Source organism: Micromonospora sp. NPDC050417 (assembly GCF_044458865.1).
In the GTDB taxonomy this organism is placed as follows: domain Bacteria; phylum Actinomycetota; class Actinomycetes; order Mycobacteriales; family Micromonosporaceae; genus Micromonospora_G.
Map to the genome: position 1 here is coordinate 39,860 of NZ_JBITIH010000001.1, position 12,999 is coordinate 52,858.

At 69.0% G+C, this 12,999-nt stretch carries 11 protein-coding genes and 1 pseudogene; 2 read left to right on the forward strand and 10 right to left on the reverse strand.

Annotated elements, in window-relative coordinates; translation table 11 throughout:
- Window positions 1-52: 52 nt before the first annotated feature.
- The 7 genes from ACIBF5_RS00110 to ACIBF5_RS00140 form a co-directional block, all read right to left on the reverse strand.
- Complete coding sequence (locus ACIBF5_RS00110; RefSeq protein ID WP_396806478.1) at window positions 53-1,081, reverse strand: isocitrate/isopropylmalate dehydrogenase family protein; 1,029 nt, start codon at window positions 1,079-1,081, stop codon at window positions 53-55.
- The gene (locus tag ACIBF5_RS00115) at window positions 1,078-2,250 is read right to left on the reverse strand and encodes a pyridoxal phosphate-dependent aminotransferase (RefSeq protein WP_396806480.1); all 1,173 of its coding nucleotides are present in this window, start codon (window positions 2,248-2,250) and stop codon (window positions 1,078-1,080) included. Before ACIBF5_RS00115 ends, ACIBF5_RS00110 begins: the two co-directional genes overlap by 4 nt.
- An 8-nt stretch (window positions 2,251-2,258) precedes the next feature.
- Complete coding sequence (leuD, locus tag ACIBF5_RS00120) at window positions 2,259-2,888, reverse strand: 3-isopropylmalate dehydratase small subunit (RefSeq protein ID WP_396806482.1); 630 nt, start codon at window positions 2,886-2,888, stop codon at window positions 2,259-2,261.
- Window positions 2,889-2,898: 10 nt separating this feature from the next.
- Window positions 2,899-4,299 carry a 3-isopropylmalate dehydratase large subunit gene (leuC, locus tag ACIBF5_RS00125; RefSeq protein ID WP_396806484.1) on the reverse strand — a complete coding sequence of 467 codons (1,401 nt, stop codon included), beginning with the start codon at window positions 4,297-4,299 and terminating at the stop codon, window positions 2,899-2,901.
- Window positions 4,296-5,474 carry a LeuA family protein gene (locus ACIBF5_RS00130; protein WP_396806486.1) on the reverse strand — a complete coding sequence of 393 codons (1,179 nt, stop codon included), beginning with the start codon at window positions 5,472-5,474 and terminating at the stop codon, window positions 4,296-4,298. Before ACIBF5_RS00130 ends, leuC begins: the two co-directional genes overlap by 4 nt.
- Before the next feature lie 523 nt (window positions 5,475-5,997).
- On the reverse strand, window positions 5,998-7,890 hold the full coding sequence (locus ACIBF5_RS00135) for a DUF2207 family protein (protein WP_396806488.1): 1,893 nt from the start codon (window positions 7,888-7,890) through the stop codon (window positions 5,998-6,000).
- A gap of 28 nt (window positions 7,891-7,918) precedes the next feature.
- Entirely contained in the window at window positions 7,919-8,434 is a 516-nt protein-coding gene (locus ACIBF5_RS00140; RefSeq protein WP_396807321.1) for a LemA family protein, read from the reverse strand.
- Between the two features lie 297 nt (window positions 8,435-8,731).
- Here ACIBF5_RS00140 and ACIBF5_RS00145 point away from each other — a divergent pair.
- A pseudogene (locus ACIBF5_RS00145) lies at window positions 8,732-8,968 on the forward strand (serine hydrolase); the annotation flags it as partial.
- Window positions 8,969-9,119: 151 nt separating this feature from the next.
- On the opposite strand, the gene ACIBF5_RS00150 reads toward ACIBF5_RS00145, so the two are convergent.
- Window positions 9,120-9,809 (reverse strand): hypothetical protein, encoded by a 690-nt coding sequence (locus ACIBF5_RS00150; protein ID WP_396806490.1) that lies wholly within the window; start codon window positions 9,807-9,809, stop codon window positions 9,120-9,122.
- Between the two features lie 484 nt (window positions 9,810-10,293).
- Here ACIBF5_RS00150 and ACIBF5_RS00155 point away from each other — a divergent pair, with 484 nt between their 5' ends.
- A complete protein-coding gene (locus tag ACIBF5_RS00155) occupies window positions 10,294-10,650 on the forward strand; it encodes a hypothetical protein (protein WP_396806491.1) in 357 nt (118 codons plus the stop codon).
- Window positions 10,651-10,902: 252 nt separating this feature from the next.
- On the opposite strand, the gene ACIBF5_RS00160 is transcribed toward ACIBF5_RS00155, so the two are convergent.
- Both ACIBF5_RS00160 and ACIBF5_RS00165 read right to left on the reverse strand, forming a co-directional pair.
- A complete protein-coding gene (locus ACIBF5_RS00160; protein ID WP_396806493.1) occupies window positions 10,903-11,478 on the reverse strand; it encodes a TetR/AcrR family transcriptional regulator in 576 nt (191 codons plus the stop codon).
- A 78-nt stretch (window positions 11,479-11,556) separates the two neighbouring features.
- Window positions 11,557-12,969 (reverse strand): MFS transporter, encoded by a 1,413-nt coding sequence (locus ACIBF5_RS00165; protein ID WP_396806494.1) that lies wholly within the window; start codon window positions 12,967-12,969, stop codon window positions 11,557-11,559.
- Window positions 12,970-12,999: the final 30 nt, after the last annotated feature.

Here is a 12,999-nt window from a genome sequence, read left to right on the forward strand (position 1 = left end):
GGAGTTGTTCGGCTCGTACCAGCCGCGCGTGCGCTGGTCGGGCGGTGGCGGCTCAGCGGATGGCGGCGCGGATAGCGGCGCCGGCCTGCGCAGTGGTGAGCGTGCCCCCGATCTCCGCTGTGCAGCGCCGTGCCGTGACCGTTTCGGCGACCGCCGCCCGGATCGCCGAGGCGGCCCGGTCGAGCGCGAGATTCTCGCAGAGCAGCGCCGCGCTGAGGATCGCCCCGATCGGGTTCGCCAGCCCCTGCCCGGCGATGTCCGGGGCGCTGCCGTGCACCGGCTCGTACAGACCGAAGCCGCTCTGTGGGTTGAGGTTCGCCGAGGCCGCCATCCCGATACCCCCGGCGAGTTGGGCCGCCAGGTCGCTGAGAATGTCCCCGTACGAGTTGTTGGTGACGATGACGTCGAACGCCGACGGGTCCGCGACCAGCTTCATCGCCGCCGCGTCCACGTACAGATGGTGGTGCTGCATGTCCGGATGCCGGCGAGTCGCCTCTCGCCAACAGCGCTGCCAGAGCTGACCGCCGTTGCGTACCGCGTTGGCCTTGTCGACGAGCGTCACCGACCGCCGGGCGACCGAGAACGCGTAGTCGATCAGTCGGGAGACTCCCTGGTAGGTGTTCACCTCCTCGTCGATGGCGATCTCGTTGTCGGTCCCGGGACGCAGCGAACCGCCGATTCCGGCGTAGAGCCCTTCCGAGTTCTCGCGCACGATCACGCAGTCCACGTGCCGGCGGCGGGCGTCCCGCAGCGGGCTCAACCGCTCGTCCCACAGGAAGGACGGTCGGTGGTTCACGTACAGGTCCAGCTCGAACCGCAACCGGAGCAGCACTCCGCGCGCGTAGTCCGGCGTCCGGACCCGGGGGTCCCCGACCGCGCCGAACAGCACCGACCCCGCTCGTCCGATCCGGTCGAGATCCCCGGCCGACAGGCTCTCACCGGTCGCCAGGTAGGTGTCGGCGTTGATGTGGTCGAGAACGTCGAACTCCAGGCCGAGCTGCATCTCTGTGAGAAGCTGGACCGCCTCGGCCGTCACCTCGGGCCCGATGCCGTCACCGGGCACTACCGCGACCAGCGTCACCGTGACACTCCTGGGGCGAGTCGTTGCGCGGCCTGGTCGAGAAGCTGCGGCGGCTTGTTGAACGCGACGCGGATGAATCCCGAGTTCGCACCGCGATCCGAGGAGAAGATTCGCCCCGGTGCGACCAGCACGCCGGTCTCCGCCGCCAGCCGGTACACAAAGTCGGCGCAGTCCTGACCCTGGTACGGACCGTCCAGTTCGGCCACCACGTAGCAGCCGCCCTCAGGGACGTGGCACCGCAGTCCCAGCCCGCGGAAGATGTCCACGGCCCGGTCTCGCAGCTCCTGCAACTGGGGGCGGGGATCCCAGGCGTCCGAGCCGATCACTCCGGAGCGGGCCACCGCCTCCTGCAACGGCGCGACGACCCCGGAGGTCAGGCCCAGGTGCACCTGCCTCAGCGCCCGGGTGAGAGCCGGCGCGGCCCGCAGGAAACCGAGCCGCCAGCCACTGACCGCATATGTCTTCGAGAGGCTGCCCACCACGATGCCGCGCTCGTGCAGGCCCGGTACGTCGACCACCGACAGATGCCGGCGCCCGTCGTAGACGTAGGCGGTGTAGACCTCGTCCGAGATCACATGCAGGTCGTACCGCTCGGCGAGTTCCGCGATCTCGCGCCATTCGTTCGCGTCGAGCACCCGACCGGTCGGGTTGTTCGGCGAGTTGACGATGATGGCCCTGGTACGTGGCCCGATCGCCGCCTGGAGCGCCCCTTCCTCCCAGCGCCAGTGCGGCGGACGGAGCCGGACGAACCGTGGCGTCGCGGAGGCCAACGCGATGGCGCTGAGGAAGTTCTCGAAGGCGGGCTCCAGGACGACGACCTCGTCCCCGGGGTTGAGCAACGTGAGTGCCGCCACGCAGAGTGCCTCCGAGGCTCCCAGGGTGACTGTCACCTCGGTCTCCGGATCGGCAGGGGTCGCGAAGGAGGCGGCGAGTGCGGCACGCAGGCGCGGGTTGCCGCGCACGTCGGCGTACTGGCTGTGCCCGTCGCGCAGCGCGGTCGTGACCTCGTCGATCATCGCCTGGGGTGGCCGTGGCCAACTCGGGGTTCCCAACGCCAGGTCGATCGTGTCCGCCCGCACCGACTCGGTGAATCGACCCAGGCCGCCGACGGGCAGTTGGCGCAGTCGGCGGGCGCCGACGAATTCACCGGCGTCGGCTGGAGCACTCACTGTGTTGGTCACTGGTGACCGGCCTGGTCTGCGAAGGTCGCGCCGCCAGCGCGCCGGGTGGAGGGCAACCAGTGGGAGCGAGTTCTCTCGTACGCCTCGATGTCGGTCTGATCCCGCAACGTGACCTCGATGTCGTCGAGACCGTTGCGCAGCAGCCAGCGGGCGCGCTCGTCGATCTCGAACGACCAGACGTCCGTACCGGCGGTCACCTCGCACCGGTCGAGGTCGACGCTGATCTCGGAGTGGGGGTCGGTCTCGCATCGGCGCATCAGGGCTTCGACCACCCCGTCCGGCAGGGCCACTGTGAGCAGCGCGTTGCGCAACGCGTTCCGGTTGAAGATGTCACCGAACCGGGACGAGATCACAACCGCGAACCCCCAGTCGCGCAACGCCCAGACGGCGTGCTCTCGGGAGCTTCCGGTGCCGAAGTTGGAGTCGGCCAGTAGGACGCTGGCGCCCGCGTGCTCGGGGCGGTTGAGGACGAAATCCCCGTCCGCCCGCCACCGTGCGAACAGTCCATCGCCGAGCCCGGTACGGGTGAGGCGCTTGCAGAATTCGGCCGGAATGATCTGGTCGGTGTCGACGTTGCTGCGACGCAGCGGAACGGCCCGACCGGTGTGTGTCGTGAATGGTTGCATCGCTCGTCCTTCAGACCAGGTCGTTCGGGCTGGCCAACCGGCCGGTCACCGCGGTCGCCGCCGCGACGGCGGGTGACACCAGGTGGGTGCGGGCGCGGTCACCCTGCCGCCCCTCGAAGTTGCGGTTGGAGGTGGAGGCGACCCGCTCACTGCCGGTGAGTCGGTCGGCGTTCATGCCCAGACACATCGAGCAGCCGGGCTGCCGCCACTCGGCGCCGGAGGCGAGAAAGACCTCGTTGAGTCCTTCCTGCTCCGCCTGTGCACGAACCTGGGCGGAGCCCGGTACGACGAGCATCCGTACTCCGGGACTCACCCGGCGGCCTCGCAGGACCGCAGCGGCGGCCCGTAGGTCCTCGATCCGTCCGTTGGTGCAGGACCCGACGAAAACGGTGTCGATCCCGATGTCACGCATTCGGGTGCCGGGTCGGAGGTCCATGTAGGCGAGCGCCCGGCGTGCCGCAGCCTCGTCCGCAGGATCGTCGTACGACTCCGGTGCCGGCACCACGCTGTCCAGAGAGACCACGTGTCCGGGGTTGGTTCCCCAGGTCACGTGCGGCGCCAACGCGTTGAGGTCGATCTCCACCACCCGGTCGAAGACGGCCCCCTCGTCGGTGGCCAGCGTCCGCCAGTCAGCGACCGCGTCCTCCCAGGCAGGCCCGGTGGGAGCGTGTGGGCGACCCTGGAGATAGGCGATCGTGATGTCGTCCGGCGCGATCATCCCGGCCCGTGCGCCCGCCTCGATGCTCATGTTGCAAAGGGTCATCCGGCCCTCTACGGACAGCGCCCGCACCGCCTCGCCCCGGTACTCGATCACGTAACCCTGGCCGCCGTTGGTGCCGACTGCGCCGATCAGCGCGAGCACGATGTCCTTCGCCGTGGTACCCACCGGGGGTAGCCCGACGAACTCGACCGCCATGGTCTTCGGTCGAGCGACCGCGAGCGTCTGGGTCGCCAGGACGTGCTCCACGTCGCTGGTGCCGACCCCGAAGGCGAGCGTGCCCAGTGCGCCGTGCGTCGAGGTGTGGCTGTCGCCGCAGACGACCAACATGCCTGGTTGGACCAATCCGAGCTCGGGACCGACGACGTGCACGATGCCCTGCCGGGCGTCACCGAGTGAGTACAGTTCGATGCCGTGCTCGGCGCAGTTGCGCCGAAGCGCCTCAAGTTGCTCTCTGCCGACCTGGTCGGTCACCGACAACGACCGGGTGGGCACATTGTGGTCCTCGACCGCGAGGGTGAGGTCCGGCCGTCGCACCGGGCGACCGGAGAGCCGAAGTCCTTCGAATGCCTGCGGTGACGTCACCTCGTGGGTCAGGTGCAGGTCGATGTAGAGCAGGTCGGTCCGCTCGTCCACCGCCCGTACGACGTGCCGCTGCCAGAGCTTCTCGGCCAGGGTCCGGGGCGTACTCACGCGGTCGCCCCCATCAGGTCGCCAAGGATCTCCTGACGGAGTACGTCCAGTTCGACGCAGTCGCCGCCGGCCCGGCCGTTGACATACCGCTCGAAGAGCAGGTCGATGTCGTGGTCGGCCGGGTCGAGCCCAGCCTCGGTGAGGACGTGCCGCAGGATGGCCCGGCCCGAGTGACGCGCGATCAGCAGCGTGGTCTTGCGGCCGAACCGGGCAGGCCGCACGTACTCGTACGTTTCCGGGTTCTGCAGGATGCCCTGCTGGTGGATACCGGCGGCGGTGGCGAATGCGAAGGTGCCGACGATCGCCTTGTTCCGGGGCTCCACCAGACCGATCGCCGCACGCAGATCGGTGTACACCTCGTACAGCGATTCGGTTTTGACGTCGGTGTAGGCCCCAAGTTCCGCGCTCTTGTACGCGAGGAGAGCGACCACCTCCTCCAACGCGGTGTTGCCGGCACGTTCACCGATTCCGCCGACGGTCGCCTGGACCCCGTCGGCGCCGGCCGCGATCCCGGCGAGCGCGTTCGCGAGCGCCAGTCCGAAGTCGTTGTGGCAGTGCACGGAGACGGTCACCGGGGCGGGAACCCAGCCACGCACGGCGGTGATGAGGCTGCCGAACTCGGCTGGCGTCGCGCACCCGGTGGTGTCGGCGATGACGATGGACGTGGCCCCCGCCGCGAGGCTGGTCTCGATGGTGGCCTCGATGAGTTGGCGCGACCCCCGGCTCGCGTCCTCCAGCCCCACCGACACGTGCGCGACCCCGAGAGAGCGCGCGTATTCCACGGTGTCGCGCAGCTCGTCCAGGGCAGCTTCCTGGCTGATTCCCCGCTTGTGCTTCAGGTGGATCTCGCTGGCGGTGGCGAGCAACTGGACCTGGTGGTTCTCGATCCCGACCGCCTCGACCGCGAGGTCGATGTCCCGACGGTTCGCCCTGCAGAAGGTCGCGACCTCGGCCCGCGTAAGACTCTTCGAGATCAACTGCGCGGCCCGGTAGTCGCTCGGAGACGAAGCGGGAAAGCCGGCTTCAATCACGTCCACGCCAAGTTCCTCGATCCGCATGGCGAGATCGAGCTTCCGTTCGGGGTCGAGCGCGTTACCAGGGGCCTGCTCGCCGTCCCGTAGGGTCGTGTCGAAAATCGAGATGCGGCGTGGCGCTGGAGAGTCGGCGAAGTGCACTTGCAGTCCTTCGTATGTTCGGGCAGCTACCGCCCCTCGGGCGCCGATCCTGCGGCGTCGGCCCGAGGGGCCCGTGCCAGGGCGGCCATAGCCTTCGGGGCCACTGCATTCGCGGCGCAGCGCCCTGATCGCTTCGCGAATCGCTGCTCGTCGCGCGAATCGCTCTGCCACCACAGCACAGCCCGGCGTTCCCGAGACATGGCTTTGACGGGCCCCTGACGTCACCGGCGGCTTTCTTTACGACGCCCTGACCAAAGCCCGCGCCTGCGTGATGACCCAGGCTCCGACAGCCGGTAACTGCCCCGCTGCCGCCACCTCACGCTCTGCTACCACACGCGCCAAACGCTTTATCGCCTCTTCAGGTGAATGGCCGTGATTTTGACGAATTCGTCTGTCGAGGTTGGACGTCGCGGCGTTACGGCGGTTGCGTATTCACCTGGGCCGCTCAGGCCCCCGGCACACCGCCGGAGCCGCACGTCCGGAGGTGACGAACCCCGGGCACCGGAGCGTCCCGGTGGCGCCGTCAGCTCGTCGGGGCGGCCTGGACCGCGGCCCGATCCAGTGCGAGAGGGAGCAGACCGGCCAGTTGGGTCGCGGCGACGTTCCGCCCAGACGCGAGCATGACCACCACGTCGCCCCGGCGCCCGACCACACGGTCCTTGGCGAGGTACGCCTCGTCCCCGCCCGGGGTCGGCAGCGGTTGGCCGCTTCCCTTGCCGATGTTCATGACGACTCGCCCGGCCCGGCCGCGTATCACACTGACGGAGACCGCGAACGTGCCGGTCAGATCGTTGAAGGTGGAGTTCGTGTAACGCGGGTCGCCTCGGTAGCCCGAGTCCCGGTCCGGCCGCACCTGGCGGCCCACCGCGGCGCCGAGTTCGTCGGCGGTCAGCAGCGACTCGGCGACGTTACCGGCCACGGCGTCCGTACCGGCCGTGCCCTCGGTGAGGTGCGGCGCGGGAGGGGCCGCCCGCAACACGGTGACCTGCTTGACCCGGCGGGTCCAGCGCCGTACCTCGGCGGTCACCACGTCACCCAGCTCGCACTGGCCGGCGATCTCCTTCGGCAGGATCCAGGCCCGGGTCCGATCGGACCGACCGTCGTCGATGACCAGGTAGTAGTTGATCGGTATCTGGCGGCTGCTGTCGTCCGAGGTGTTGTACTGCCACATCTGGTACCAGATCACCTCGCCGGAGACCGTGACCGTGCTCCCCAGATCGGCGAAAACCCGGATCATCGTGTACGCCGCGTAGCCGAGCAGGACAAGCCCGACGAGGAGGATACCGAGGGTGAACGGGTCCAGTCCGGCCACGTTGCGCCACGGCTCGAACCACTGGCCGAAGAGGAAGTGGAGCGGATCGTCGGCCGGGTCGGCCGGCAGGCTGTCCTGGCGGGCCAACGCCGGCCCGACGATGCCGACGAGCGCCCAGCCGAACCAGGCGGCGCCGAGCGCCCGGACGAACGGCCAACCGAGTGGCTGACCGTACCGGGGCAGAGTGCTCGGGTAGCTGACCTCGACCTGGCGCCAGGTGCCGCCGTACGCCGACCAGACACGACTCCGGTCGGCCATGCCAAGGTGGATGACCTGCGACGCCCCCCGGGTCACGCCGAGCGCGGCCCCGTACGACAGGTAGCGGTGCCAGACCGTCACCGCCGCCGGGGGTAGGTCCACGAACGCCTCGTGCCCGGCCAACCAGGCACGGAGGCCGAGCCAACGAGCGGCGACGGCCCGGCCCAGCGGGGTGTCGCGTTCGCCCATGTTCCGTCCCGCGATTCCGGAAAGGACCATCACCGTGACGAAGAAGGCCGCACCCACTCCCCCCCAACGATCGGTTTCCTGGATCCGGGTCAGATAGTGGTAGGAGCCCGAGGCGACGCCCAGCGCGGCGAGGGCGCCGAGCACACCGAGCCCGACGACCAGGCCCTTGGGGAACCGTCGCCGGGTCAGGCCGAGCCGGCGGGCCTCGGCGATCACCGCGCCGCGCAGCGAACTGGACCAGAGACCGGCGCGCTTCTCGTCAGCGAAGGCCAGGGCGGTCAGCGGTACCATCCCGCCGACCGCGCGCTCGACCACCCGGTCGAGGACCTGGCGCTCGTATCCGGTGAGACCATCGGTGCGGCCCGTCGGGTGCACGGTGCTGTCACGCGGATCGGCGCCGGCCTGCCGCAGCTCCAGATAACCCCGGGCGGCGAGGTCGAGCAGGGTCGACTCGGCGACGTCGGTGGTGAGGCTCCACCGGTTGGCCAGCAGGTTGACCACCGCCGGAGACTCCGGGCCGGGCAGCGTCATCGAGGCCGGGGCGGGGGCAACGTCCGCCGGCCGGGTGAGCAGCAGGGCGGCCCAGTAGACACCGGCCCAGCCGAGCAGGCACACCGCCGGCAGTCCCAGCTCCACGGCCATGTCAACGGGATTCATCGCGTGACTCCAGTAGTCGTTCGGGTCTTCAGAACCGCACCGCGATGTCGGCGCGTTCGTCGCCCGCCGCCTCGAAGTACGGCTCGGCACGGAACCCGCCCAGACCAGCGATGATGTTGACCGGCAGCGTCTGTACCGCCGTGTTCATCGACTGGACCGCGCTGTTGTAGAACTGCCGGGCGTACGCGATCTGGTTCTCGGTGCTGGCGAGTTCGCGTTGGAGTTCGACGAAGTTCTCACTTGCCCGCAACTGCGGGTACGCCTCGGCCACCGCGAACAACCGGCCGAGCGCCTGGGTCAGCGCGCCCTCGGCGGCCACCCGGGCCGGCGTACCACCCGGCGTCCCCGACGCGGCGACCCTGGCGGCGGTCACCGCCTCCAGCGTCGTCCGCTCGTGCCCGGCGTACCCACGTACCGTCTCCACCAGGTTCGGGATCACCGAGTGGCGCCGCTTGAGCTGGACGTCCACCTGCGCCCACGACGCCCGCACCTGGGCCCTCAGCCGTACGAGCCGGTTGTAGCCGCGTACCGCGGCGACCAGCAGGACGAAAACCAGCAGGACCAGCGCCACCAGCACGCCCACCACCAGGCTGGAATCCACAGGAACCACCTCTCCGCTCAACCAGGTCGCCCGAGCATCCCCGTCGACCGCCAACATGATCTGCCGTGCAGTTGTCAAGGGGCTAGCGGCTGGTCATCCATCCGATGACTCCATCCGGTCGCCCGTGCACCCAGTTTGGGTGGGGTCCCGGGTCGAGCCCGGTCCGCGCGCGGATGCCGGCACGAACTGGTGAGTCAGGACGGTGGACGGTTTCGGGCCGGCGGGGCGGGCCACGACGGCGCATGCGCCTCGACCGTCAAGGCACTGGCGGCCGGTGCGGTGCTGGCCGAGACGTCGACGGCGGAACTCGACCAGGTCGTACGCTTCACCGCCGCCGACCTGGTCGCCCGCTCACCGGTCACCGAGAAGCGGGTGGACACCGGTATGAGCCTGCGCGAACTGGCCGACGCCGCAGTGCGATACAGCGCCAACAGCGCCGGGAACATGCTGTTGAAACGACTCGGCGCACCGGATCGTGCTCGCGATCCTGTCCACCCGCGACAAGCCGAACGCCACTACGACGACGCGTTGATCGCGGAGGCGGCAAAGGTGGTGCCTCGGCGTCGCGACCGTAGCCTTCGACCACGACGACCGCTGTCGCTCGACGGCGCTGGGTAACTGCCGATCCCTAGACGGCGAGGAAGGCTCGTGACTGGACCGCGGTCACGTCCAGGACCTTCGGCAGGGGCGGGTTACCCGCGCCGGCGAACACGTACCGGGCGGTGCCGGTGGGGGTTGCGTCCAGCCGGTAGACACCCTGGCCTCCGGTGATGTGCCAGACCAGACCCAAGCCGGTGGCGTCCTGCTCGAAACTGGGGGGCGAGGCATAGATCAGGTACTCGCATTTCGGGGCGAGCAGCGGCGACATTTCCGGATCCGGCGCGACGGGGTCGGCGAACTGTGCGATGCGCATGACGCCTCCCGGCCGTACCTGGCCCGCCCGCATCACGCCCGTCAGCGTCGTACGCTTCCCCGGCGCCGCCCACAACACCTCCAAGACCCTGAGGGTCGTGAGCGTGTACGGCAGCGACAGATCCTCCTGTACGGGCCCCGTTCCCCGCACGTGACGTGTCTTACGGATCGCCCCGGTCGCGGCAGCCCTCACCACCACGGCGCTCTCGGCCACAAGGTCGGCCCTCGTGTAGTCCTTCGGCCGTTGGATCCAGCTCTGAGCCGCCGGGGCCGGTTGACTCTCGGCACTGCACGGCGCCGGGCCGGGAATCACCAGCGCGTCCTTGTCCGCGTTCACGGAACCCGCCACGGTCAGCAAGACCAACGCCGTCAGACCGACCAGCCCAGCCCAGATCGTTCTCGACACCACTCACCTCGTCCCTGGTCGAGACTGCCGGCCAGGTCACGAACCAGCGCCCCCACGCTGCCTAACGATCCAACCGGTCCCGCGGACGAGGTCGCGTGTGATCCGACCAGAGAGCCCCGCCGCTGCGCGGAGCAGCATGCGCGTGCCGCGATCCGCCGCACACCGACGGCAACGCGGCCTGGCGACGGGCCCGATCTCCTATCTGGTCGGTGATGTCGTCGGTAACGGCGTCGAACCGGGGCGGTCCGGCTCGGACATCCGGAATGGGGCTCGACCCGATTCAGAAGACGGAGGTTAGCCACTGGGCGAGGCGCCTGTACCGGTCACTCGCGCGTTGGGCGGATTCAACCGGTTGTCGCGACACCTGGGACGGTACGAGTGTGACCCTGAACGGCCTGCGCTTCTTCCGGATTGCCGTACCGGCTGTATTGTCGTACAGTCGATCCGGACCATAGAGTCCGCATAATATTTCGAAGGGTTTCCCATGACACCGGTACGCATCAGTGACGCCATTCGCGACGTAGCGTTCGAGCCTCGCGGTGAGCTGCACGAGGCCCTGGACATGTACTACGCAGAGGGCTTTGTCCACAACAGCGACGGCCGTACGCGCGATCGCGAGGAGTTCGCGGAGATGTGCGCGGGTATCCGCGATCAGGTCGTCGAGGGTGAGGTGACCGTGCTCGACGAGTTGTACGACGGTTCGCACTATGCCGAACGGCACCGCTACCGGATGACGCTGACCGACGGGACGGCCGTCCACCGGGAGATGTACTACTTTGCGATCCTGGCCGAGGATGGGCGCTTCCAGCAGGTTTACGAGACGGGCTTCGACGTCGACTGACAGAGATGACGTTCACGAACACCTCCCGCCGAGGGCTGAACCATCGGTTGACCGACTTCGGTCCCGAACGGTTTGTCGTCCCCGGTCGGGAGGTGCTCGTGCACCCACCCGCGCCGAAAGCGTCGAACAACGCGCCTTGCTACGTGGTCTCGGACGCTACGTCGCCCGCGAGCTCTGACAGGTCATCACCGCAAACAATTCGCGAACTCGCCGCTGGCCGACCATATGGCCATCCATTCGGCGAGAGCCACCTCAACGAGCCGGGTGCAACGCGTCAACCACCATGTCGGCGTACCGGCGCCAGACCTCCGGGTCGCGTTCGTCGAGCACGATCAATTGGCGCACGGTCCCGCAGATCATGACGCGTACGTCTCGGTCGTCAGCGTCCGGACGGATCGGTCCGGCGCTCCGCGCCTTGGCGAGCAGTTTTCCGATCTGCTTCACGATTCGCGCGGCCTGCGGGCTCTCCTCGGCGAATAAGGTGTCGGCGAGCACCCGATTACCGGCCAGCGCGGCGAACAGATTCGGAACGTAGGCGCACAATTCGCGGTAGGCATCCGCGCCCGCGAGGGCGGCCTCGGTAAGCCGTTCGAGATTCTGGAACCCGTCGCGGCTAACCGCCAGGACGAGATCGTGCTTCGCCGGGTAGCTGCGGTACACGGTTGCCTTACCGACCCCGGCGCGCTCGGCCACCTGCGGGATCGTCACCGTGAGGCCGTACTGCGTGAACAGCTCGCGCGCGGCGGCGATGACGCGTTCGTGATTGCGGCGGGCGTCGCTGCGCCGGGCTGGCACAGCGACGCCCGAGATGGGCAGATCGATGGTCACGATCTCAGTTTGCCTCACTACGGTCACTGCGGGCCACGCCGGGTAGGCGGGCCGCGATGTGCCCGTGTGCGCCTGTGATCAGGTCGTCTTTCCGGCGGTTGCGGGCCGCGCGGCGACGGTGACGCGGGGGATGAAGGCCGCGACGACCGCGGCTGCGAGGGCGCCAGCGGCGCAGAACAGAAACGCGGCGGAGTACGCGGATGCGCTGGGGAGCCGACTCCCGGCGGATAGCCCGCCGGCCAGGATGCCGGCCATGACCTGGGTGCCGATCGACGAACCTACGGAGCGGATCAGGGCATTGACTCCGGCGGCCTCCGCCGCACGGGCGGCCGGCACCGCGTGGACGACGGTCGTGGGTATCACCGCCAAGGCCACGCCGACGCCAACGAGAGCGACGAACGACCAGCACAGGATCGCCAGCTGGCTGCCGTGCCCGACGGCGAGCAGGACAGAGCCGAGCGCGGTTACACCGGCTGCGGCCGCAAGCGCGGCACGGCCGCCGTAGCGGTGGTACAGGATGGCGGAAACCGGGCCGCCGGCCATCATGGCCAGGCTACCGGGCAGCAGGAGTAGGCCCGCCCGGGTGGCGTCGGCACCGAAGCCGTACCCGGTGCTTGTCGGCGCCTCGGCGAACTGCGGCACCAGAACGAACACCCCGAACATGCCGCAGCCAACCAGGAACGTCGTGATGTTCGTGATGAGCACCGAGGGCAGGACCAGCAGTCTCAGGTCAACCAGCGGGTGGGCCACACGCCGTTCCACCAGGCCGAAAAGCACCAGCACCGCCAACCCCACGGCGATCAAGCCGATCGTACGACCGGAGGCCCATCCCCAGGTGCTGCCACGGCTGACCGCGAGCAGCGGGAGCGTCACGCCGATGCCGAGCAGCACGGTGCCGATCAGGTCTACCCGCCCGCCGATCGACTGCCCTGCGGCTTCCGGCATGCCAAAGCCGACCGCCACGGCCGACGCGGCTGCCATCACGGCGGTGATCCAGAAGATCCAGGTGTACGAGGTGTGGTCCACGATCAGACCGCCCAGTACGAGGCCGAGCCCACTGCCGACGCCGAAGATCGCCGAGATGACGCCGATCGCTCGGGCACGACGCTCAGCGGGGAACGCCGACCGGGCGATTCCCACAGCCAGCGGGATGACTCCGCCGCCCGCACCTTGGAGCACACGGCCGGCCAGAACCACACCCAGATGGTCGGAAAGTGCGCTGATCACGGATCCAGCCGCAAACACCGCCAGGACAACTACGAGCATTCGGTGCCGCCCGAAGAGATCGCCGAGCCTGCTGAAAACCGGTGTGAAGACCGCTGAGGCGATCAGGTACGAGGTCAACATCCAGGTCACGTTCTGCTGCTCGGTGTGCAGCGCGGACGCGAGGGCGGGCAGGGCTGGCAGGACCGTCGTCTGGGCCAGGGCGTACGCGAGCGTCCCCAGCCCCATGGCGGCGAGCGCTCGGTTCATCGGAAAGGTGTCTTTCATGGCCCCTCATAGGTGGACTCCAGGGTTCGG